We start from the raw sequence: 22333 nt of genomic DNA on the forward strand, positions 1-22333 counted from the left end.
GGCTTTGTTATTACTGACAAAATATTATTCATTAACCAGTTAACGTTATTTAACCCGTTAACACAGTATCTTCGGGGTATTTCAACAAGGAAGGTTCTGGACGAGCTAACATGTACGCCAAAGTCAAAGGACCAATACGCCCTATTACCATCACTACAATCATGATGTATTTACCCGGTTCAGTTAAGTTTGCTGTTAACCCAGCCGTAAGTCCTACCGTTGCAAAAGCGGAAATGACCTCGAACATAACTCGTTCAAACGCGGCTTTTTCGGTAAGCATTAACAAAAACATCGCCGTCGTTAATAACGCCCCACTGACCACGATAATGGCCAATGACTTGGTGACCGCCTGCCATGTAACAGTACGTTTAAACATCACAACATGCTTTTTCTGACGTAGGAATGTCCAAGTGGCGACAAAAGCAACTGCAAAGGTCGATACCTTAATCCCCCCCCAGTTGAGGTAGAGCCAGCACCAATCAGCATCAACACAATCATCACCAATAAAGCAGGCTGCGTGTATTGAGATAAATCCACGCTATTAAAGCCAGCGGTACGAGCACTTGCTGATTGGAAAAACGCCGCGAGCCATTGACCTTGAGTTGATAACCCTTCCATAGTCGCAGAGTTGTTCCTTTCCAACAGCCAAAATAACACTGTTCCCACCAACAATAGAGTCGGGGTTGCGGTTAGCATGATCTTGGTATGTAAATGCAGATGCTGGAAGCCTTTGCGCCAATTACTCGATAAGTCACCGACCACCGTAAAGCCTAAACCACCAAAAATGAACAGAGCCGCTAAGGTAAAGATAACCAATGGGTCGTCAACAAAGCTCATCATACTATCTGAGAACAGAGCGAAACCCGCGTTGTTGAATGCTGATATCGCATGAAACAGTGCGTAAAAGCTGCCTGTTGTCCAGCCCATTTCAGGAACCCATCGGAAAGAGAGCAATACAAAGCCGATAAATTCAGCCACTAGCGCAAAGATGATGATCTTCTTTACTAGCTTACGCAGGTTAATCTTACGATCTTGCCCCAATGCTTCTTTAGCCAATGCCTGTTGCTTCAAGCTTAATCTAACCCCAAACATGTACAGAAGAACCGCAGATAAGGTCATCTGTCCTAACCCGCCCACTTGCATCAAGAACACCAGCAAGATTTTTCCGGCCAAAGTAAAGTGTTCGCCCGTATCAACGACCCCTAACCCTGTTACGCTGATTGCAGAAGTCGCAGTAAACAATGCATCTGTGAAACTGAGCCCTGTGACAGAAAAAACCGGCATAGTGAGTAAGATGGCCGAGGGAATAAGAACCGCCAAAAAGCTGGTCAGGATTATCTTAGGTTCAGAGCCTTTACGCGGCTTTTCATCTCTTGTAAGTGTGTAGAAAGTACCCTTTCGCTGAAACGAATTCATACTGTTACCCTATTACAAGTTCCCATTACCAATTACGTAGCTTTCTAGATAGGGTCTCTTTAGGCCCAGCGATGATCACCACATCTCCGATTTCTAAACTAATATCCAGCTCCGGTGCTTTAGTGAGATTAGGACCGCGCTTAAACCCAAGAACTTCGACACCAACCTCTTTGCAAAGCTTCAAATCACGAAGTTGCTTACCTAAGAGCTTTGAACCAATAACAATTTCAGTCATCGCTAGATCACTGCCAAGATCAAGAAATTCAAGAACGCGCCTATCTAGCATCTTACGTGCGACCCGAATTCCCATGTCTCGCTCCGGCATAATGATATGGTCAGCCCCAATTTTAGAAAGGATCTTGCCGTGGAACTTATCGTTCGCCTTAACCCAAACCGTTTTAGCCCCCGACTCTTTTACGACGAGAGTAGTCAATATGCTCGAGTTCACATCAGAACCAATCGAAACCATTACCATATCGTACTCGTCGAGCCTGAGCTCTTTAACCGTCTCTTCACTCGTACAGTTAGCAACAATCGCTTGTGAAACAAAAGCAGCCGCTTCTTTCACTCGCTCTTCATCAATATCGACGGCTAATACCTGCGCCCCTGATCTCTGTAGCTCTTTGCAGACAGATAGACCAAAACGCCCCAAGCCGATAACTGCATATTGTTTATCGCTCATTTGAAATCCTGTTTAGAAATTTTAATTACACGGGATAGCCAAAGCTACATTAGTTTCTATCTCAAAAAAGTTAGTTTTTCGATAATAAGGTTATACTAGTGTCATAATCGCTTGATTTATAAAGGTAGAGAACAACTCCAGTTTCTGCTAATTTCCAATTCATAATTTCTGCGGCAGCACACACAATGAATGAATTTATCACCCAAGTACAAACCTACATCAACCAGAACCATAGTGATTGGGGCAACAGCGTCCTATTCATCACTATTGCGAGCTTTTTCGCTTGGGTAGCTTGGCGAATTATCCATAATCGCCTAGAAATCTTAGTTAAAAGAACCCCATTTCATTGGGATGACCTATTATTAGAAGCCTTAAAAACGCCAGTGAGTACGCTGCTTTGGTCTTGGCCTGGTACTGTGTCTCTCGGCTTGATTCTTCAAGACCAATTTGGCAGTGAAATCAATTGGCTACGAACACTTAAGCACATTCTGATCATATGTACCTTCGTTTGGTTCACTCTGAGAATGATCACGAACTCAGAAGCTTATGTTTTAAAACAAAAGACCAGAGACGAAACCACCGTTCAGGCTATCGCGAAAGTCGCTCGCTTGTTCTTCATGGTGATGGGTGGCCTGACAATCATGCAGGCATTCGGCCTCAGCCTTTCGGGCTTGCTGACATTCGGTGGCGTGGGTGGCTTAATCGTCGGTTTGGCGGCTAAAGACTTACTGTCGAACTTCTTTGGTGGGATGATGATTTACTTCGATCGCCCTTTTAAAGTCGGAGATTGGATTCGCTCACCTGATCGTCAAATTGAAGGAACTGTTGAACGTATTGGCTGGCGCATGACCATCATTCGTACCTTTGATAAGCGCCCTTTGTACGTGCCAAATTCCGTGTTCAGTAACATTGTGGTAGAAAACCCATCAAGAATGCTGAACCGCAGAATCAATGAAACTTTTGGGCTTCGCTATCAAGATGCAAACAAACTGGCTCTGATTGTGAATGACGTAAAAGCCATGCTCGAAACGCACCCTGACATTGATGCTAAGCAGACGTTGATCGTTAACTTTGATAAGTTTGGCCCATCAACACTCAACTTCTTTATCTACACCTTCACAAAAACGGTCAATTGGGTGAGGTACCACGAAGTTAAGCAAGACGTTCTATTACAAGTGTTAGCGATTATTCATAAGCACAATGCGGATATCGCCTTCCCGACACAAACACTTAAGATCGATCCTCAAGGCTTAAACGAAGCTCAAGCTACCGTTACTTCTAATCCAGAAACTCACTAATAACCACACCGATATTGCTTATCGTTAAGTAAATTTCTTGTCCATAAGTAAATTGGTTAAAGATAAGTAAACTGGTTATCGATAAGCAAACAAGGTGAAGCGTGGTAACATGGTGCCAGTATTTTAATGCACCCAATTACCACTCTATGATTTTACCTGTCATTCTAGCTGGCGGCTCTGGTAGCCGCCTCTGGCCACTGTCTCGAGAGCTCTACCCTAAGCAGTTCCTCAACATTGCTGGCGAACAGTCAATGCTTCAACAAACCCTTCAACGCCTGCTGGGCCTTGAAGAGTACCTAAGTGATAGAAAGTGCGCTGATCCCTTAATCATTTGCAATGAAGAACATCGCTTTATTGCCGCTGAACAAGCTCGATCAGCTAACATCCAACACAGTGGTATTTTACTAGAGCCTGTCGGTCGAAACACGGCTCCCGCCATTACATTAGCGGCATTACAAGCTTTAGGTAAATCAACTCATAATGAGCAAAATAAATCAGACCCGATCTTATTAGTACTGGCTGCTGATCATCACATCGCTAACACCTCTGAATTCCAACAAGTGATCAGTCGTGGTGTTGATTACGCGAAGCAAGGCAAACTAGTAACATTCGGCATAACACCCAACGCTCCGGAAACGGGTTATGGCTATATCAAACAGGGGCAACCTCTTTCCCCTCTCATTCAAACTGATACCAATGCTAAAGAGCAGTCAGCGCATCATGCTTACGCTATTGAATGCTTCGTTGAAAAACCCGATCAAGCGACAGCAGAAGACTACATTCGCTCAGAGCAGTATTTATGGAACAGCGGTATGTTCATGTTTAGAGCATCACACTACCTTGAAGAACTTGCTGAACATAGTCCAGAGATCTTAGCAGCCTGTAAACTCGCTCTCGCAACGCAAAACACCGATCTCGACTTTATCCGTATTGACGCTGACGCGTTTAAAAACAGCCCAAGCGATTCTATTGATTATGCCGTGATGGAAAAGACCTCACACGCCGCAGTGATCCCGATGAATGTTGGCTGGAGTGATATTGGCTCATGGTCTGCTATCTGGGATGTCAGTGATAAAGATGAGCATAACAACGTCATTGAAGGTGATGTGTTAACTGTCGACTCTCAACACAACTACATTCATGCGGAAAATAAGCTGGTCGCGACGATAGGCGTCGAAAACCTCATTATTGTCGAAACTAAAGATGCAATACTGGTTGCGAGTAAAGATAAAGTTCAGGGCGTGAAGTCGATTGTTAGCCAACTGAATCAAGCAGGTCGAACTGAACACATTTACCACCGAGAAGTCTTTAGGCCTTGGGGTAAATACGATGTGATCGATCTAGGCAAGCGCGACAAAGTGAAGCGCATTACAGTCAACGCTGGCCATAGGCTTTCGCTGCAAATGCATCACCATAGAGCTGAACATTGGGTGGTAGTAGCAGGGACTGCGAAGGTAACCAACGACGACAAAACGTATCTAATCGAAGAAGATCAATCCACTTACATTCCGCTAGGTCATATTCACAGCCTAGAGAATCCAGGAGAAGTACCTCTCGAGATGATCGAAGTACAAACCGGTAGCCATTTAAGTGAAGATGATATCATTCGATATCAAGACAGCTATGGGCGAGACGTTCGAAACCAACAAGCTGATTCACCTCAAAACAACAAATCGAAATAAAGCGGCGGCAATCAAGTGAAACCAACATTAGACCTTAGCTGCTTTAAGAACAACGATATTCGCGGCATCATTGGTAAGCAAATCAATGGCCACTTTGCCTACCTGCTCGGCAAAGCATTTGGCGAATACGTTCTACCCACGACAACTGAAGCTACATTCGATGGCTTGGCTCAAGTGGTGATAGGTCGTGATAACCGAGAAACGTCCCTTTCATTACAAGAAGCCATGACCAAAGGCTTAATCGAGTCTGGGATAACCGTCATAGACCTAGGTATAACTGGTACTGAAGAGGTCTACTTTGCGACTCGCCACCTTAACGCCATTGGCGGAATCCAAATTACGGCAAGCCATAACCCAATCAATTACAACGGAATGAAATTAGTTGGTTTGGACGCTAGCCCGATAAGTAAAAACAGTGATTTAGATAAAATCAAACAACGTATTGCAGTTCTAGATCAAGAGCTGAACAACGACTTACCTATCAGTCATGTACAACTAAATAACTCGAGTAGATCGACCAGCATTCTCGCCCCTTACGTAGATCACCTACTCTCGTATATAAACTCGTCAAAGTTATCACCGATGAAGATTGTAGTTAACTCTGGCAACGGCGTTGCAGGGCATGTTATCGATATTTTAGAGAGTCGTTTCAACGAACTCAATGCTCCTATCACTCTAATCAAGGTTCATCATGATCCTGACGGAAAGTTCCCTAATGGCATTCCCAATCCGTTGATTAAAGAAAACCAAACAGCGACTCGAAATGCAATCTTAGAGTATTCTGCCGATCTAGGCATTGCCTGGGATGGTGATTTTGACCGCTGTTTTTTCTTTGACGAAAAAGGCAATTACATTGAGGGTTATTATATTGTCGGGTTGCTTGCTGAAGCGTTCTTACTAAAAGAACCAAATGCAACCGTATTACACGATATGCGTATGACATGGAACACGATTGAAGTCGCTAACAAACTTGGTGGGAAGGCTATTGCTGTCAAAGCCGGACATGCCCTCATTAAAGAGAAGATGAGAGAATTAAACGCGGTGTACGGTGGGGAAATGAGTGCGCACCATTATTTCCGTGATTTTGGGTATTGCGATTCAGGAATGATTCCTTGGCTCTTAGTGATTGAACTAATCTGTGAGACTCAACAATCTCTTCATCAATTGACCAGATCGAGTATGGATAGATTCCCCTCTTCAGGAGAGATAAACCGTAGAGTTTCAGACCCAGAACAAGTCATGACTTGTGTGTTGTCGCACTATCAAGATAACTCCGTTGAGATCGATCACACAGACGGGCTCAGCATGAATATGGGCTACTGGCGCTTCAACTTAAGAAAGTCCAATACAGAGCCGCTGATACGTCTCAACGTGGAAACCAAGCAAGATAGAGATTTGCTTTCACTTAAAGTCAACGAGTTACTGTATTTTCTAGTTTAAGAGTACAAGGCACTTTCCGTTTACAACTAAGAACCAAAAAAAAACCCTTACTCACAACTGCTAATAAGGGCTTTGAATTTTCAGTCGCTTAGTCGCTGACTGTAATTAGTCTATTTGTTGCGGCGAGCTTCAACAGCGTCTGCCAACTGGCGAAGTACTGTTTCAGTATCTTCCCAACCAATACATGCATCAGTAACAGATTGGCCGTAAGTTGCAGCTTTGCCATCAACAAGGTCTTGACGACCTTCAACAAGGTGAGATTCAATCATCACACCAAAGATAGCGTTGTCGCCGCCAGAGATTTGAGCACTAACGTCATCAGATACGTTCATTTGACGCTTAAACTGCTTAGAGCTGTTTGCGTGGCTGAAATCAATCATTACCTTTTGTGGAAGGCCTGACGCTGCTAGTTCTTCTTTAATTTTACCTACATGCTCAGCACTGTAGTTTGGCTCTTTACCGCCACGTAAAATGATATGACAGTCAGGGTTACCCATTGTTTCAATAATTGCTGAGTGTCCGTACTTAGTTACAGATAAGAAGTGGTGCGAAGCACTTGCCGAACGAATCGCGTCTGTTGCGATCTTGATGTTGCCATCAGTACCGTTCTTAAAGCCAACTGGGCAAGATAAGCCAGAAGCCAATTCACGGTGAACTTGAGATTCTGTAGTACGTGCGCCGATTGCACCCCAGCTGATTAGGTCAGCAACATATTGAGGCGTAATCATATCAAGGAATTCACTTGCCGTAGGCATTCCCATGTCAGTTAGGTCAAGCAATAGCTTACGTCCAAGACGAAGACCATCATTTAGCTTGAACGTATCGTTCATGTACGGGTCGTTGATTAGGCCTTTCCAACCAACAGTTGTACGTGGCTTTTCAAAGTAAACACGCATTACGATTTCCAGGTTATCGCCTAGTTCGTCGCGTAGTACTTTCAAACGTTTACCATACTCAAGCGCAGCTTCTGTGTCATGAATAGAACATGGGCCAACGATAACAAGTAAGCGGTCGTCGCTTTCTTCTAGAATATTGTGGATCGCTTTGCGGCTTTCAAAGGTTGTAGAAGAAGCAACTTCTGTCGCTGGAAACTTTTCTAAAACAGCAACAGGTGGTAATAACTCTTTTACTTTGTTAATTCTTACATCATCAGTCTGGAACATTGCTTACTTCTTCCTTTTTTCTATCCTTGAGCTGAATGTACGTTGTCTCACGTAACTTTCTATCAGCACTAATCTTCTTGTTCCCTGTAACTTAACTAGTAAAAACTCTAGTTTCAATCACTAATTGAAAATAAACGCAATTTTTTTTGTGTTTTATATTAAAAACACCCTGTACAAAATTATTTACGCGCTATCGATTGCGTAATTTACGACAGGTTAAGAACGGTTATACTTCAAGCTTCACCATACATGTAAATTTGCAGAACTTGAAAATAAAAAAGCTCACGTGATTAACATGATCTTTTAACTAATTACATTCTTTTCAATGGCTTGACAACGCTATCAAGACCTTCAATTTTTAATGCCAAACATAGCTTAAGTAAGTCACCTAACTCGCCAGGGGGAAAGCCTTTCTTATCAAACCACAGTAAGTATTCCTCCGGCAGATCGATCAATATACGACCAGCGTATTTACCAAATGGCATTTGCATTCTAGCAAGTTTAATCAGGTTCTCTTTCTCTAGCATTACAGGCTCTTTCTAAGCGTCATCGATATGACGTAGAGTATCACCTAGACGTTCAAACCAATAGTTGATCGCATCTTTGGCATCATCAAGCGAGTCAATCATGGCTGAAAATCTTCATAACTGGTGAATTTAGTTGCGGTTTTAATTGGGCCGCCTGCACAACCAAACAAGAAGATGCTGGTTGCAACAAGCAAGAGAAGTTTTAAAGGTGTCATAGCGCACTTCGGTTAAATTGATGAATCTAACCAGGTATGGCATACCCTATGTGAAAAGGTTGTAGAAAAAGGGGTTAAAACTCAGAGCTATCTCTAAAATTAGTCATGTTGCACAGTGTGGGCATACTCGACAATCACTTGATTACCTTCAATGTAAGCATTTTGAATCTCACCATCTACACTCATTCGGCTTTTCAAATACACCACTTTAGGCCCATTCTCTCGACCTTCTTTCAACGACGGGAAGACATTCCTTGGTTCTAAATGAAGCAAACGATAAAAGTGGCTAATGAAAGACATCGTTAATGGCGTCTCACCTCTCAACACTCTAGAGAAATCAAGCTGGTTCATTCCAAGCTTTTTTGAAAACTCCATCTGCGTAATTCGCATTCGTGATTTTTGTGACATCCAAGTTTGATACAGCGCGTCTCTATCTTGTTCTGTGAATTCCATACTGCTTCCTTTATATAACTTATACCAATCAATTGTCCGGCTTTTCATACATGGCGTGTCAGGGTTTGGTTAGTGGAAATCAAAGATTTGGTTTTGATATGCGCGCAATTGTCGTACAGAACACAACACAACAGATCAAATCATTCACAAAAACGATTAGAGCAAATACTTTCTTCATTTATATCAATAATTTATACGTTAATGAACTAAACATATAGCAAGTTAATTTGTATTAAGAATTAAAAGTTCGAGATTAGCATTCCACATTTCAATCGATTGATTCGCATTTATAAAACTGGTTGGCTACATTCCGCTTGCTTAAACGCACTTTTGGCAAACTATTTGAAAGAATAGGACGCAAAGCCACCGGTCTGTCGACAAATATTCTGTCTATGATAGCGGGGCCGCCACTTAATAGTATTTAAGTGTCAATGCATGCCCGAGTGTTCTCTTTTTTTGTCGGCCAAATACAGTAAGGACGAATAATGAAACAACTCCCTAAAAAATCACTTATCGCGCTATCACTACTTAGTGTAAGCGGTGCAAGCTTCGGTCACGGTTATGTTTCGGCATACGATAATGGCGCAGCAGAAAGCCGTGTCGCGCTATGTAAATTCCCAGCGAATGATACACAAGAGAAAAACACCAACTGTGGCGGTATCCAATACGAACCACAAAGTGTAGAAGGCCCTGAAGGCTTCCCTGAAGTCGGCCCTGCCGATGGAAAGATCGCCAGCGCGCAATCATCTTTAGCGGCAGCGCTTGACGAGCAGACGGCAGATCGCTGGGTTAAACGCCCAATCAAATCTGGTTCTCAATACTTTGAGTGGACTTTCACGGCTAACCACAAGACTCGCGACTGGAAATATTACATTACTCAACCAGACTGGAACCCAAACCAACCTTTGGCGCGCAGCTCTTTTGACTTAACGCCATTTTGCGTTGTTGAAGGCAATATGGAACAACCACCTATGCAAGTAAGCCACTTGTGTAATGTGCCAGAACGCGAAGGTTATCAAGTGATCCTTGCTGTATGGGATGTGGGTGACACTGCTGCGGCTTTCTACAACGTTATCGACGTGAAATTTGATGGCGACGGCCCTATCATTCCTGATTGGGAACAAGGTGGTCAAATCAACCCAACTCAAGACCTCAACATTGGTGACGCGGTTTACACTCGTGTCTTCGATCAATCGGGTGAGAACGCTTCATACAGCACTGAGCTCGTAATTGAGAGCAACGAGCAAGGTAAAGCGAATAACTGGTCTTACGCGCTTGCCTCTAAGATCAACAAAGAACAAACACAAATCAAAGCAGGTCAGCTGAACGACCAAGGCGATTTCGCACCCATTTACGGCACGAACCCTGTGTATCTAAAAGCAGGTTCAGGCTTTAATAGCGTTGAGATCGGTTACAAGATTGATACGCCAGAACCGGATCATGAGCTAGCAGTGACAGGCCTAGAGTCTGAATACATTATCGATGAAAGCCAGCCTACACAGCTTGATCTGACATTAGCGGCAACTGGCGATATTCAAGCAGAACTAACGGTGTACAATCATCACCGCGAAGCGCTTGCCTCTCAGAAATCTGAATTAGCAGACGGACAAGTGGAAGATGTTCAACTGACTTTATCTAAATCAGAAGCTGGTCACCACATGCTTGTGGTTGTGACGAAAGATCACCAAGGTAACTTAGTGGATCAGAACACGCTTGATTTCCACCTAATGGACGGGCAAACACCTCCACCCGCTGGCGATTACGACTTCGTATTCCCTGAGAGCATTGAGTCTTACACTGCAGGTACTAAGGTACTGAGCAGCGACGGCGGCGTTTATCAATGTAAAGAGTTCCCATACTCTGGTTACTGTGTTCAATGGGCACCAACAGCCACTCAGTACGAACCAGGTGTAGGTTCACACTGGCAAGATGCTTGGAACAAGGTGGACTAATTACTAGGCTATTACTTACTTTCTAGTAGGTAGGTTCTAGGGCGTGTTGATCTTTCGTGAGTGTTTTTTGAACAGCATGGTAAAGAGTTATAATTTGCTTCGCCAAAAGTAAAACCATAACCAATACCATGCCAAGAACAATGCTAACTGATATTCGCTGGGAACTGCTACTCCAAGTTATGAAAAGTACAGGTCGTATTTACGATAAAACTGAACATCGAATGACATTTGAAGGAATACTTTATCGAATGAGAACAGGTATTCCTTGGCGAGATCTACCCTCTGAGTTCGGAGAGTGGAGTACCGTTTACAGACGATTTAATCTTTGGTCAAAGAAAGGGATTTTAGATAATCTTTTCAAAAGCTTATCTAGCATGGCTGACTTTGAATGGGTATTTCTTGATGGCTCTATAGTTAGAGCGCATCAGCATAGTACAGGTGCAGCTACTGAAAGTTCAGAGCAAATAGGAAAAAGTCGCGGGGGCAACTCAACCAAAATTCACTTAGCTGTAGATAGTGGTGGCCTGCCGATTTGCTTTGATTTATCAGAGGGACAACGCCACGATATAGTGCATGCCGAAAGCTTAGTTGAGCAACTCGATGAAGTTAATACCATCGTTTGTGATAAAGGATATGACAGTGAACCTTTCCGAACTTTTGTTAAGGAACGTGGCGGAGAAACAGTAATTGCTAAACGCAATTACGGACAAGATATAGACAAAGACAGTATGGATTGGTGTCTATACAAGTATCGTCACTTGGTCGAAAATGCCTTTGGGAGAATTAAGAATTATCGAGCTATTTCAAGTAGATATGACAAGCTAGAAAGGAATTATGCCAGCATGTTATCACTGGCATTCATGTTAATGTGGCTACCGATGTATTGTTGAACACGGAATGTACAGCAAAGATCAACACGCCCTAGTAATCAGCAAAACAAAAACGGATGCCTAGAGCATCCGTTTTCTTATTCTGTAACAGCAGAGCATCAGTTATCAAAGTAGGTAATGATCCGCCAACAAAGCGACAAATAAAATCATAAGATGATAAATGGAGAACTTGAAGGTCTTCATCGCCATATTAGGCTCGTCACGATATTTAAGTACCCAAGCGTGATAAACAAAACCACCGTTTAGCACCAAAGAAGCACTCAAATATATCCAGCTACTCATACCGACCAACACAGGCAATATACATACGATGCTTAGCAGCAAGGTATAGAGCAGAATCGATGTTTTGGTGTAGGCAATACCATGAGTCACAGGTAACATCGGAATGTTCACCTTGGCGTATTCATCACGACGATGAATCGCTAATGCCCAGAAGTGCGGAGGCGTCCAGATAAAGATGATCATCACCAATAACCAAGCGTTTGAATGCAGTTCATTGGTGACCGCCGTCCAGCCCAATAACGGAGGCATGGCACCTGCGATCCCTGCAATTACGATGTTTTGCGGCGTAGCCCGCTTCAAGTACATGGTATAAATCACCGCATACCCTAATAAGCTCGCAAAGGTTAACCAAGCGGTCAGTTGATTAACCCACACCACTAATGTGACAAAGCCAAGTAAACCAATGCCAGCAGCAAAGCTGAATACACGCACGCTGCTCAGTTCTCCTGATGGCAATGGACGTCGGATTGTTCGAGTCATTTGTCCATCGATCTTTTTATCGATCAAATGGTTAAACGCAGCCGCTGAGCCCGCCATAAACCCTATTCCGATCATTCCAAGCAGAGTTTGCTGGAAAGGTAATCCTTTAGGCACTGCTAAACACATACCAACCAGTGCAGTCAGCAACATCAATGCCACTACCTTGGGTTTAGTCAGCGTTAAATAGACCTTCCAAGTGGCTTTGCTTGTCGAAGCCAACTCATTTTTTAGATCACTTTCACCGTTGACTGCTGTCTCTTGACTGGCAGCAATCTGTTGACTTAAAGCTGCACCTTGAAGCATCACTCCATGTTGTGTTGATATTCTAGTGACCATGATTACCTCCTTGTAATACATCGTTCTTCATCAAGCACTCACTCGTTTGACGTTGCCAAACAACAAAGTTTGTAACAACCATGGTGACAAGTAACAGAGCGGCCACCAAATTATGTAAAACGGCTACCGAGATCGGTAGGTGGAACCATACATTGCAGATCCCCAAACTAACCTGTGAAAACAACACTATCGCCAAAGTGAGAGCCAGCTTTTTTTGCGGTCCTTTTTCAAGCTTCCAAAGCTGATAAACAATCATCAATACCGTAAGTGTTGCGGCGATAGCCCCGAACCTGTGCATAACATGTATGGTTAATCTCGCGGGATATTCCAACACACCAAATTCATAGTTATCATGGCCGTGTTGAGCAAAATCGAAGGCATTCTTGAAATCTAAATAGCTTGTCCAGTTCCCTTCGCAAATAGGTAATTGTGTACACACCAAAGCGGCATAATTAGACGATGTCCATCCACCAAGTAATATCTGGCCAACCACAACGATTAATCCAAACAATGCCCAAGCTTTAAGAGATGAATGAGAAATAGACTCACTAAAGTGATGTTGGACATTGGACAGGCGACAATAGAGTAAACAGATCAGTGACAGTAGCGTGAACCCGCCCATAAGGTGTGCCATTACCACAACAGGCATCAGCTTTAAAGTAACCGTCCACATACCTAACAGGGCCTGAAAAATCACAGTGGCAGAAATAAGCAGAGGAAGTCCAACAGAGGTGATGTTCTTTTTGAGACACCAAGCAACAACAACGAAGATAAGTAACCCGAGCGAGCCAGCAAAGTAGCGATGTATCATCTCTATCCATGCTTTGTCTGCTTCGAGAGCTCGTTCTGGGAATTGGAGCTTAGCTTCACTGATTGCTGTGGCATTGGATGGTACGGCCAGATTGCCATAACATCCTGGCCAATCAGGGCAGCCAAGACCAGCATCCGACAAACGAGTATAAGCGCCAAGCACAATAACGGTGAGTGTCAGTAAAACAGTCAGCCTCATGATTACCATGAGTAATTTGGGCGCTCCATTTTGCATCGCTTATCTCCCTATCTCGAATTACTGACAACGAATCATCGCATCTTCGCTAATCCCAATATCTGTTTATTTATTTAGTCAGCATTACCACTGATTAACCCACACGCGATAATTTAAGTAATTTCCTTAAGTCGTGGATCATCCCTTGGGATTGGCTAACTAGCTGAGATTGCTGAGAAACACTCTTATACTCCATAACAAGCTGACCCAGTGGGTCGATAATCACAATCGATGCAGGAGCAAATTTACCTATCAATTTGTCTCCACCAGCGAGAAACTCTAAATCAGGCTTGTTAATGGTTCCCCTCAGAGAAACTCCCTCAGCCACAAAAACCACCGCAGTGACTCGCTCTTTGTTCTTGCCCAAAGCCAAGTAACTCTGATTAAGGTAATGTAGTTGTTGTTCACATAAGCTTTCACACTCTGTCGGAGCGATATATCCGACCAACCAACCTTCTTCAGCCACAGGCAACGTGATACCAAAATCTTGCAAGGTCACCCTTGGTTCAACGAGTTCTCCAGAATTGGTAACACCTGCTGTGTACCAATGCTGATCCAGCACGGTTTTAGCAATAATGGCGGGCAAAGCAAAAATCAGAATCAGCCCTATCAACATCAGACGACCATTCGAACGACGCTTCTGCAATAAAAGCGCCTCTTCTTCTGTTTTGCTTAAAGCTTGAGGTTTTTCCATTTTAGTCCCCTACCTTGGATGTCCCTTTAATATATCGATAACCAATTAACACCATCAAAAGCAGCAGTACCCCTGCCATTACGAACCATTGAACTGAGTAACCAAAATGCTTTTCAGATTTCATTGCCGTTGGCCGCCATAGAAACTCATAAGGCCATGAATCTAAGTTCTGCGGTTGAAAAACAAAGGGCATAACTTCTTGATTACTGTATTGAGATAGCTCTTCGATATTAAGGTTCTGAATGCGCTTAGGTATCGTTTCCTCTAGACCTAATGTTTGACTCAGAGGGTTAATCGATCGCGTGTACAAACGCCCAGATATCTTGCTTGGTAACACAATGTCACCTAATTCCGGTAACTCTCTTCTGTCATTACTTGCTGCAACAAATCCAAGATCGATCAAAATCCGTTTATCTACACCTTGCGACTGAACATTGCCCAGCATGTAAATCACATAACCAACGACACCTTGATTGATCTGATTATCTAACAAGAAGACTAAACCGCTTTGCCCTGTCAGAGTGACGTTGACCTTTCGCCCGTTCCAAATCTGACGGGTTAAGTCGACTTGAGTTTGTGTATTGCCCCGTTGCCAGTCGCTGATCACTAACTCTAAATCCTTAGGGGATTGCTGAGATCTTTCTAACAATTGCTGTTCATATTGCAGTTTCTCGTTACCTCGATCTAACTGCCAAAAACCCAACTTGATTAAAAGGCCGACTGAAACCACAGTTAACATAGCCGCAACCCAAAACCCTGTACTGCGGAATTTTTTTTCATCATGAATCAAGCGGTTTGGAGTTAGCACTATGATGTCATCAACCTTTGTCTTGTTATTTAAAGTGGTTCTCGTTGCCCTGTTGCTGGTTATTGTTTTCAATCTAATGAAAGCGCTAATACAAATCGCGTCAGGTAAGCACAATGGAAAGCGACTGAGTCACTTCTTAGGTCGCCGAGTCATGCTATCAGCCATTGTCGTGTTGTTGCTTCTGCTTGCTTTGGCTTCTGGGGTCATCACTCCTAACCCTCGCCCTTATTAATTCGACTTATACTCAAGTAATGCCTAGTTCATGTTCTCACTAGAGCACATACACAAATACGAACAACCCTAACCAAACCACATCAACAAAGTGCCAATACCAACTCCCTGCCTGAAACGCAAAATGGTCTTTAGGAGAAAAGTGGTCTTTAGCGACCCTCGCCAACAGCACAATCAAAAAAATGCTACCCAAACACACATGTAGACCGTGGAATCCCGTCAATAAGAAGAAGGTATTGCCATAAATCCCAGACTGGAGTGTTAGCCCCATCTCTTGATAAGCATGAACATACTCCTCTACTTGGAAGAATAGGAAGAATCCAGCCAGCACAATGGTGATTTCCAGCCAAACGATCAATGCCATGCGTTTATTTTGTTCGAGACTTAAATGCGCTAAATGAAGCGTCACTGAAGAGATCAACAGGATGATGGTGTTTTTAAGGGGGATACCTTGCCACGACATCGCCTCTGTTTTACCGCCATCAGGTGCCGTTGTTAAAGGCCAAATAGATTGGAACATCGGCCACAAAACTTCATGAGTCATCTCATTATTTCCTGCCCCACCAATCCATGGCACAGAAATCATCCGAGCGTAGAAAAGCGCGCCAAAGAAAGCGCCGAAGAACATGATTTCAGAGAAAATAAACCAACTCATGCCCTGTCTAAAGGAACGAGATATTTGCTCAGAATAGAGACCACTTAACGATTCTGTGATGACGTTGCTAAACCAACCAGCAAGCATATACAGCAGCACACCAAAGCCAATGAATAACACTACTTTCCCAAACACACCACCAGCAGAGTCGGTCTCCATGTGTTGCACCGTTAAGCCCGCGCCAACCGCAACAAGAAACAGAGCAATAGCCCCGACCAGAGGCCAGTGACTTTGATGTGGAACGAAATAAACTTCCTTTTTAGAACTCATCGCTCAACTCCTTATGTTGATACTGGTTCTGTAAATCCCTAGTTACTTGCGAGTGTCTCAACTTGAGCCTGACTCTTGTTCAAGCCAACATCACTCGTGATATTAAACAAGGTGTAAGAGAGAGTGAGCGTATGAATCGATTCTGGGATCTCAGGCTCAATGTAGAAGATCAGCCCCATCTCCGCGCTCTTGTGTCCATCCAGAGGCTGCTGATTAAAGCAGAAGCACTCCATTTTATTAAAATATGTCGCTCCATTTCCGGGAGACACCGATGGCACCGCTTGCCCAACTAACGAAAGACCCGATAAGTTTTTCGCTAAATAGTTCGTTTGAACCACGTCTCCAGGGTGAACCTCTAACACTCGAGTTTCAGGTATAAACTGCCATGGCATATCTGGCTTAATGTGCGACATGAACTCCACTCGAACCGTACGAGAATAATCAGGTTGCATTCCTTTAGGCTGAACCGCTGAAACCGTGTTGGTTTTACCGTTGATCCCCAAGGCTTCACACATCACGTCATACAAAGGAACCAGAGCGAAACCAAAGCCAAACATGCCAATCACGCTCAGCACCAGGTAGCCCGTCAACGTCTTTGTCGAACGTTTCGGTGATGGCTGGTTGTCGCTGTCTTGTTGGTGGTTTTTGTTATCGCTCATACTCGTTCCCCTTAATCAATTTTAGGTGGATGAGTAAAAGTGTGATGAGGCGCTGGACTTGGCACTGTCCACTCAAGGCCTTCCGCTCTGTCCCATGGTTTGCTTGGTGCAGGCTCTCCGCCTCTGACACATTTGATAGCCAACCATAGGAAAATCAATTGCGACAAGCCAAAGGCGAAACCACCAATCGATACCACTTGGTTAACGTCAGCAAACTGAATCGCGTAGTCGGGGATTCGGCGAGGCATTCCTGCTAAACCCAAAAAGTGCATAGGGAAAAAAAGTACATTGACCGATATGACTGATGTCCAGAAATGCCACAAGCTGAGTTTGTGGTCGTACATATGCCCCGTCCATTTCGGCAGCCAATAATAAGCCGCAGCCATGATAGAGAACACTGCACCCGTCACCAGCACATAGTGGAAGTGAGCCACCACAAAATAAGTGTCGTGGTATTGGAAATCAGCAGGCACTATCGCCAACATCAGCCCGGATAAACCGCCAATCGTAAACAGAACAATAAACGCGATAGCAAACAACATTGGAGTTTCGAACGTCAAAGCCCCCCGCCACATCGTCGCCACCCAGTTGAAGACTTTCACCCCAGTGGGCACCGCGATCAACATGGTGCAATACATGAAAAATAACTCTGCAAATACAGGCATTCCGGTGGTAAACATGTGGTGTGCCCACACTAAAAATGACAACAGCGCGATACTGCAAGTGGCATAAACCATCGAGTGATAACCAAACAGACGCTTACCACTGAATGCAGGAATGATCGCAGAGATAATGCCGAACGAGGGTAAAATCATGATGTACACTTCGGGGTGCCCAAAGAACCAAAATATGTGCTGGAACATCACAGGATCCCCACCACCCGCAGCATCAAAGAAACTTGTCCCAAAGTACTTGTCGGTTAATACCATAGTGACCGCGCCCGCCAAAACGGGCATGACGGCGATGAGCAAGAAAGCCGTAATCAACCAAGTCCACACGAACATAGGAAGCTTGAACCAAGTCATTCCCGGCGCGCGCATATTCACAATGGTGACGATCACGTTAATCGCCCCCATGATCGAACTGATCCCCATAATATGAATAGAGAAAACAAAAAGAGCCGTACTATCCGGACCGTAAGTTGTGGAAAGCGGCGCGTAGAATGTCCAACCAAAGTTCGGCCCACCACCTTCTGTAAACAAAGAACCAATCAAAATCAAAAACGCAAAAGGCAGGATCCAAAAACTCAGGTTATTCATACGAGGCAACGCCATATCTGGCGCGCCAATCATCATCGGGATCATCCAGTTAGCCAAACCCGTAAATGCAGGCATCACGGCACCAAATACCATAATCAAACCATGTACCGTGGTCATTTGATTAAAAAAGTCTGGCTCAACAAGCTGCAATCCTGGTTGGAATAGCTCAGCTCGGATCACCATTGCCATAGCGCCACCCGTTAAGAACATCGCAAAGCTAAACCAAAGATAAAGCGTGCCTATATCTTTATGGTTGGTTGAGTACAACCAGCGCGCCCAGCCTTTCGGTGCCGCGTGAGAGTCATGATCATCAGTGATGATATCAGTGTCACCTAAAACGCCTTCGCTTACATGACTCAACGCTTGCTCGTCAGCGGGAGCCGATTTCACAGATTTATCGATTGGTGAACTCATAACTGCTCCTTAGCATCACTTTGTGCTTCATCCGTTGAGCTTTCTGATCCGCCTGACTGTTTAACCTTGTAAGCGTTAATATCTGAAGCCTGAACAACATCACCAGTATCATTACCCCAAGCGTTTCTTTGGTACGTCACAACCGCCGCAATCTCTTTCTCTGTTAACTGGTTATCGAATGCTTGCATCGCCGTGCCTCCACGACCATAGACGATGGTATCGATATGAACACCAACATCACCAAGCGCAACTGGGCTTCCTTTGATGGCAGGAAATGCGCCAGGGATACCCTCACCGTTCACTTGGTGACAAACCGCACATCGAGTTTTATAAACATCTTCACCTAATACATTCAACTCGTCCAAAGAGAGTGACGCGTCTAATGCATCTTTCGCCGCTTGCTGTGCAGTTAATTGCAATTCTTTCTGCTCAGCTAACCATGAATCAAATTCTTGCTCTTCCATTGCATGTACCACTATCGGCATAAACCCGTGCGCCCGACCACACAACTCCGCACATTGACCCCTGTATACACCCGGTTCATCTATTTTGGTCCACGCCTCATTAATGAATCCGGGAACTCGTATCTTTCTTAACCGCAAACGCTGGCACCCACCACGAGTGGATTACATCGTCTGATGTCATCAAGAAACGAACTTTGCGATTAATCGGCAATACCAATGGCTTATCCACTTCAAGCAGGTAATGAGCGCCTTTGGTCTCTATCCCTTCAATCTCTTTATCGCTGGTTGCGAGCAAGCTAAAGAACTCAACATCCTCACCAAAATAGCTGTAATGCCATTTCCATTGTGAGCCAGTAATTTTAATTGTTAGGTCTGATTGAGAGGTGTCTTCCATCGCGATCAAGGTTTTCGTTGCCGGAATGGCCATTGCGATAAGAATAATTATGGGGATAACGGTCCAAAGGATTTCTACTTTCGTACTTTCGTGAAAATGGGCAGCAACCGCGCCCTTAGACTTTCGATGCCTAAGAATGGAATAGAACATAACGCCAAAAACAATGAACGCTATCGCGCAACAGATGTAGAAGATCAACATATGAAGTTCATACACCTGGCCGCTGATATCTGTTACCCCACGCGTCATGTTGTATTCGCTACTTGCGCTAACTACAGGGGAAAAAAAAGCCATAACAAAACTATTCAACAGCCACGCTAGCCTGACCAGTAATCTTTTCAAAAGATCTCTCCTTATCCATCCTAATTGGATACTTGCGACCTATATATCGTTGTTTATCTAACGACACTAATTGTTAATCCGACTACACATGAAAGGTTGAATCCGAAGCTACACATCACGTAGCGTTTAACCTCAACTCGCCAGTTCGTATCAAAAATCATACGAACTTATACGGTTCAAAAACGTTCAAGGTTTTAACCAAAGATTCAAATACGACGAAATTGTTGGTTTTTGTTATATTTATGTAAAAGGCTAGTTAGTGATATCCAATTGTTCAAGGTAAGTTTACTTACTAAACAGTCAATTATTTGAAGTCGCTTGACCTATAAGCCCTTCTTCTTACCTTGCCGTTGGAATTTATTTTAAATTGAGTTTTACGATTGCCTTAATAGAAATAATAATCAATATCACTTAAGTTAAGTCAACAGTAAGTCATCCCGACATTAAAAGGTTTAGTGATTATGCAAGATGCTATGAACTGGTTAGCGAGAGACCCAGATCCAAGAACTCGTGAAGAGCTTCAACATCTGATCGATAAGAAAATGCACGCCGAGCTCGAAGATCGTTTTACACAACGATTAGAATTCGGCACTGCAGGCCTGCGCGGCAAAGTAGGATGCGGCCCAAATAGAATGAACCGTTTGGTAATACAAGAAACGGCGACGGGGCTTGGTCATTACTTAATTCAACATGTCGCCAATGCAGCTATTCGTGGTGTAGTGGTAGGTTATGACGGACGTCTAGATTCTAAACAATTCGCCATCGATACCGCTTCGGTACTGACGGCCTTAGGTATTAAGGTTTATTTGACCGAAAACGTCGCAGCGACACCCATTGTTGCCTTTGGTATTGAACACTTCAACGCAGCTGCCGCTGTCGTTGTTACAGCCAGCCACAACCCACCTGAATATAATGGGTTTAAGGTCTATTGGGAGAATGGAGCTCAAATCATTCCACCACACGATGCGGGCATCGCCGATGAGATTGACGTCGCGTCAACCAAACCAATCCCACTAATCAGCCTCAGTGACGCGGAAAAGCAAGGGAACTTAGTTTGGTTAACCGAGGGTTACTACCAAACTTATCGCGCTGCAATTAATCAAAGCCCTTATGTACGTAACGACATCGATTCAGCACATACTACCGTGACCTACACGGCAATGCATGGTGTCGGTGCACAAATGGCAGAAGATCTTCTGCACGACGGTGGATTCCATAAAGTATTCAGCGTGGCGGAACAAAGAGAGCCCGATGGCCACTTCCCGACGGTCAACTTCCCCAACCCAGAAGAAAAAGGCGCGATGGATCTCGTCGTCAATCTGGCGAAAAGTGTCGATGCCGACATCGCTTGCGCCAACGATCCGGATGCAGACCGATTCGCCGTTGCCGTTAAAGCCGATGATACAGTTAGAACCGATGATGCTTCCTATAAGATGCTGACCGGTGATCAAGTCGGTGTGTTATTTGCTCATTACTTGCTTTCGAAGCCTCATATCAAAAACCAATTAGTTGGCAACAGTATTGTCTCTTCGACCTTGCTCGAAAAAGTCGCTAACTCTCATGGTGCTACCTATTTTCAAACACTGACTGGCTTCAAATGGTTAGCGAATATCGGGATGCAGCTGGAAGATGAACAGAATGAGTTCTTGTTTGCCTACGAAGAAGCACTGGGCTACACGATTGGTACTCAAGTTCGCGATAAAGACGGGCTTTCTGCACTGGTAGTATTTGCTCAACTGGTTGAAGAGTTGAAATCTCAAGGTCGGACCGTTTGGGATCTTCTTGCTCAAATTTCTTTGGAACACGGTGTCCATACCAATGCTCAACGCAGTATCGCCCTTGATCCGGATTCACCGTCGATAGGTTCAAAACTGAGATCGGCACAACCTAAAACCATTGGTGGCGTAACTGTCTCGGTAATTGAAGATCTGCAATCTTCTTTACGATACATCGTTGGTGGCGATACTGAAACCATTAACTTACCAACGAGTGACGTATTGATTTATCACTTGGAGGATGGTTCTCGAATTATCGTTCGACCGTCTGGCACAGAACCAAAAGTAAAAGTTTATTATGAGACAGTGACAAAGTTTGAGGGTTCAGAAACGTACGATGAAGCTCGTCAACGTGGAGAAGAGTATACAAATAACTTGATTGAACAACACCAGCAAGAGCTCAGTGCTTAAGGTTACAACTCAATGTGAAGCTTATAACTACTGGATAAAGTAGTCGGTTAAACATACAAACCATCAAAACAAAAACGGACGCTCATTCGCGTCCAT

The 22333-nt window shown here is 44.0% G+C and carries 18 protein-coding genes, 3 pseudogenes and 1 riboswitch; of the genes and pseudogenes, 7 read left to right on the forward strand and 14 right to left on the reverse strand.

All coding sequences use genetic code 11. From position 1 onward, the window contains the following. Positions 1–49: 49 nt before the first annotated feature. Both ACMAZD_RS23580 and ACMAZD_RS23585 read right to left on the reverse strand, forming a co-directional pair. Positions 50–1416: pseudogene (locus tag ACMAZD_RS23580) on the reverse strand (TrkH family potassium uptake protein). Positions 1417–1441: 25 nt separating this feature from the next. Further along, entirely contained in the window at positions 1442–2098 is a 657-nt protein-coding gene (locus ACMAZD_RS23585; RefSeq protein WP_435249715.1) for a potassium channel family protein, read from the reverse strand. Positions 2099–2283: 185 nt separating this feature from the next. On the opposite strand from ACMAZD_RS23585, the gene ACMAZD_RS23590 reads away from it, so the two are divergent. From ACMAZD_RS23590 to ACMAZD_RS23600, 3 genes are all read left to right on the forward strand, one after another. Then, on the forward strand, positions 2284–3396 hold the full coding sequence (locus ACMAZD_RS23590; protein ID WP_435249716.1) for a mechanosensitive ion channel family protein: 1113 nt from the start codon (positions 2284–2286) through the stop codon (positions 3394–3396). Positions 3397–3542: 146 nt separating this feature from the next. Beyond that, positions 3543–5078 carry a mannose-1-phosphate guanylyltransferase/mannose-6-phosphate isomerase gene (locus ACMAZD_RS23595; RefSeq protein ID WP_435250536.1) on the forward strand — a complete coding sequence of 512 codons (1536 nt, stop codon included), beginning with the start codon at positions 3543–3545 and terminating at the stop codon, positions 5076–5078. 15 nt (positions 5079–5093) lie between these two features. Beyond that, positions 5094–6518 carry a phosphomannomutase CpsG gene (locus ACMAZD_RS23600; protein ID WP_435249717.1) on the forward strand — a complete coding sequence of 475 codons (1425 nt, stop codon included), beginning with the start codon at positions 5094–5096 and terminating at the stop codon, positions 6516–6518. 110 nt (positions 6519–6628) lie between these two features. Here the strand turns inward: ACMAZD_RS23600 and aroG are convergent, their stop codons facing one another. The 4 genes and pseudogenes from aroG to ACMAZD_RS23620 all read right to left on the reverse strand — a co-directional run bounded on the left by aroG (position 6629) and on the right by ACMAZD_RS23620 (position 8876). After that, the gene (gene aroG, locus ACMAZD_RS23605; protein WP_435249718.1) at positions 6629–7681 is read right to left on the reverse strand and encodes a 3-deoxy-7-phosphoheptulonate synthase AroG; all 1053 of its coding nucleotides are present in this window, start codon (positions 7679–7681) and stop codon (positions 6629–6631) included. 311 nt (positions 7682–7992) lie between these two features. Next, positions 7993–8208, reverse strand: a complete 216-nt coding sequence (locus ACMAZD_RS23610) for a DUF3820 family protein (RefSeq protein ID WP_435249719.1) — start codon at positions 8206–8208, stop codon at positions 7993–7995. 104 nt (positions 8209–8312) lie between these two features. Beyond that, positions 8313–8423, reverse strand: a pseudogene (locus tag ACMAZD_RS23615) (DUF3313 domain-containing protein); the annotation flags it as partial. A 99-nt stretch (positions 8424–8522) separates the two neighbouring features. Continuing rightward, a complete protein-coding gene (locus ACMAZD_RS23620; RefSeq protein WP_435249720.1) occupies positions 8523–8876 on the reverse strand; it encodes an XRE family transcriptional regulator in 354 nt (117 codons plus the stop codon). 322 nt (positions 8877–9198) lie between these two features. After that, positions 9199–9288, forward strand: a riboswitch (cyclic di-GMP riboswitch). Between the two features lie 73 nt (positions 9289–9361). Here ACMAZD_RS23620 and gbpA point away from each other — a divergent pair. After that, positions 9362–10828, forward strand: a complete 1467-nt coding sequence (gene gbpA, locus ACMAZD_RS23625; protein WP_435249721.1) for an N-acetylglucosamine-binding protein GbpA — start codon at positions 9362–9364, stop codon at positions 10826–10828. A 128-nt stretch (positions 10829–10956) separates the two neighbouring features. After that, the gene (locus ACMAZD_RS23630; protein WP_435247152.1) at positions 10957–11718 is read left to right on the forward strand and encodes an IS5 family transposase; all 762 of its coding nucleotides are present in this window, start codon (positions 10957–10959) and stop codon (positions 11716–11718) included. 105 nt (positions 11719–11823) lie between these two features. Here the strand turns inward: ACMAZD_RS23630 and cyoE are convergent, their stop codons facing one another. The 4 genes from cyoE to ACMAZD_RS23650 form a co-directional block, all read right to left on the reverse strand. After that, positions 11824–12816 (reverse strand): heme o synthase, encoded by a 993-nt coding sequence (gene cyoE / locus ACMAZD_RS23635; RefSeq protein ID WP_435249722.1) that lies wholly within the window; start codon positions 12814–12816, stop codon positions 11824–11826. Then, on the reverse strand, positions 12806–13861 hold the full coding sequence (locus tag ACMAZD_RS23640) for a COX15/CtaA family protein (RefSeq protein ID WP_435249723.1): 1056 nt from the start codon (positions 13859–13861) through the stop codon (positions 12806–12808). Before ACMAZD_RS23640 ends, cyoE begins: the two co-directional genes overlap by 11 nt. A 94-nt stretch (positions 13862–13955) precedes the next feature. Next, positions 13956–14555: a hypothetical protein gene (locus tag ACMAZD_RS23645; RefSeq protein ID WP_435249724.1), complete on the reverse strand. Its 600-nt coding sequence runs from the start codon at positions 14553–14555 to the stop codon at positions 13956–13958. Position 14556: 1 nt separating this feature from the next. Then, positions 14557–15477: an SURF1 family protein gene (locus ACMAZD_RS23650; RefSeq protein ID WP_435249725.1), complete on the reverse strand. Its 921-nt coding sequence runs from the start codon at positions 15475–15477 to the stop codon at positions 14557–14559. Here ACMAZD_RS23650 and ACMAZD_RS23655 point away from each other — a divergent pair. After that, the gene (locus tag ACMAZD_RS23655; protein WP_435249726.1) at positions 15365–15595 is read left to right on the forward strand and encodes a DUF2909 family protein; all 231 of its coding nucleotides are present in this window, start codon (positions 15365–15367) and stop codon (positions 15593–15595) included. The genes ACMAZD_RS23650 and ACMAZD_RS23655 overlap by 113 nt on opposite strands. 39 nt (positions 15596–15634) lie before the next feature. Here the strand turns inward: ACMAZD_RS23655 and ACMAZD_RS23660 are convergent, their stop codons facing one another. The 4 genes and pseudogenes from ACMAZD_RS23660 to coxB all read right to left on the reverse strand — a co-directional run bounded on the left by ACMAZD_RS23660 (position 15635) and on the right by coxB (position 20051). Then, on the reverse strand, positions 15635–16519 hold the full coding sequence (locus ACMAZD_RS23660) for a cytochrome c oxidase subunit 3 (protein WP_435249727.1): 885 nt from the start codon (positions 16517–16519) through the stop codon (positions 15635–15637). Positions 16520–16557: 38 nt separating this feature from the next. After that, complete coding sequence (locus tag ACMAZD_RS23665; RefSeq protein WP_435249728.1) at positions 16558–17178, reverse strand: cytochrome c oxidase assembly protein; 621 nt, start codon at positions 17176–17178, stop codon at positions 16558–16560. 11 nt (positions 17179–17189) lie between these two features. Beyond that, complete coding sequence (ctaD, locus tag ACMAZD_RS23670) at positions 17190–18851, reverse strand: cytochrome c oxidase subunit I (protein ID WP_435249729.1); 1662 nt, start codon at positions 18849–18851, stop codon at positions 17190–17192. Then, a pseudogene (gene coxB, locus ACMAZD_RS23675) lies at positions 18848–20051 on the reverse strand (cytochrome c oxidase subunit II). The gene ctaD and the pseudogene coxB overlap by 4 nt, the downstream one beginning before the upstream one ends. 461 nt (positions 20052–20512) lie before the next feature. On the opposite strand from coxB, the gene ACMAZD_RS23680 reads away from it, so the two are divergent. Further along, the gene (locus tag ACMAZD_RS23680) at positions 20513–22237 is read left to right on the forward strand and encodes a phospho-sugar mutase (RefSeq protein ID WP_435249730.1); all 1725 of its coding nucleotides are present in this window, start codon (positions 20513–20515) and stop codon (positions 22235–22237) included. The last annotated feature ends 96 nt before the right edge of the window (positions 22238–22333 follow it).

The sequence above is a fragment of the Vibrio sp. nBUS_14 genome (assembly GCF_051201655.1).
In the GTDB taxonomy this organism is placed as follows: Bacteria; Pseudomonadota; Gammaproteobacteria; order Enterobacterales; family Vibrionaceae; genus Vibrio.

Coding starts and splice junctions, on each gene's coding strand:
- aroG (WP_435249718.1), bottom strand. CDS start 7,681: ATGTTCCAGACTGATGATGTAAGAATTAACAAAGTAAAAGAGTTATTA.
- ACMAZD_RS23630 (WP_435247152.1), top strand. CDS start 10,957: ATGCCAAGAACAATGCTAACTGATATTCGCTGGGAACTGCTACTCCAA.
- ACMAZD_RS23645 (WP_435249724.1), bottom strand. CDS start 14,555: ATGGAAAAACCTCAAGCTTTAAGCAAAACAGAAGAAGAGGCGCTTTTA.
- ACMAZD_RS23655 (WP_435249726.1), top strand. CDS start 15,365: ATGATGTCATCAACCTTTGTCTTGTTATTTAAAGTGGTTCTCGTTGCC.
- ACMAZD_RS23660 (WP_435249727.1), bottom strand. CDS start 16,519: ATGAGTTCTAAAAAGGAAGTTTATTTCGTTCCACATCAAAGTCACTGG.
- cyoE (WP_435249722.1), bottom strand. CDS start 12,816: ATGGTCACTAGAATATCAACACAACATGGAGTGATGCTTCAAGGTGCA.
- ACMAZD_RS23640 (WP_435249723.1), bottom strand. CDS start 13,861: ATGCAAAATGGAGCGCCCAAATTACTCATGGTAATCATGAGGCTGACT.
- ACMAZD_RS23680 (WP_435249730.1), top strand. CDS start 20,513: ATGCAAGATGCTATGAACTGGTTAGCGAGAGACCCAGATCCAAGAACT.
- ACMAZD_RS23595 (WP_435250536.1), top strand. CDS start 3,543: ATGATTTTACCTGTCATTCTAGCTGGCGGCTCTGGTAGCCGCCTCTGG.
- ACMAZD_RS23665 (WP_435249728.1), bottom strand. CDS start 17,178: ATGAGCGATAACAAAAACCACCAACAAGACAGCGACAACCAGCCATCA.
- ACMAZD_RS23590 (WP_435249716.1), top strand. CDS start 2,284: ATGAATGAATTTATCACCCAAGTACAAACCTACATCAACCAGAACCAT.
- ACMAZD_RS23585 (WP_435249715.1), bottom strand. CDS start 2,098: ATGAGCGATAAACAATATGCAGTTATCGGCTTGGGGCGTTTTGGTCTA.
- ACMAZD_RS23610 (WP_435249719.1), bottom strand. CDS start 8,208: ATGCTAGAGAAAGAGAACCTGATTAAACTTGCTAGAATGCAAATGCCA.
- ACMAZD_RS23620 (WP_435249720.1), bottom strand. CDS start 8,876: ATGGAATTCACAGAACAAGATAGAGACGCGCTGTATCAAACTTGGATG.
- gbpA (WP_435249721.1), top strand. CDS start 9,362: ATGAAACAACTCCCTAAAAAATCACTTATCGCGCTATCACTACTTAGT.
- ctaD (WP_435249729.1), bottom strand. CDS start 18,851: ATGAGTTCACCAATCGATAAATCTGTGAAATCGGCTCCCGCTGACGAG.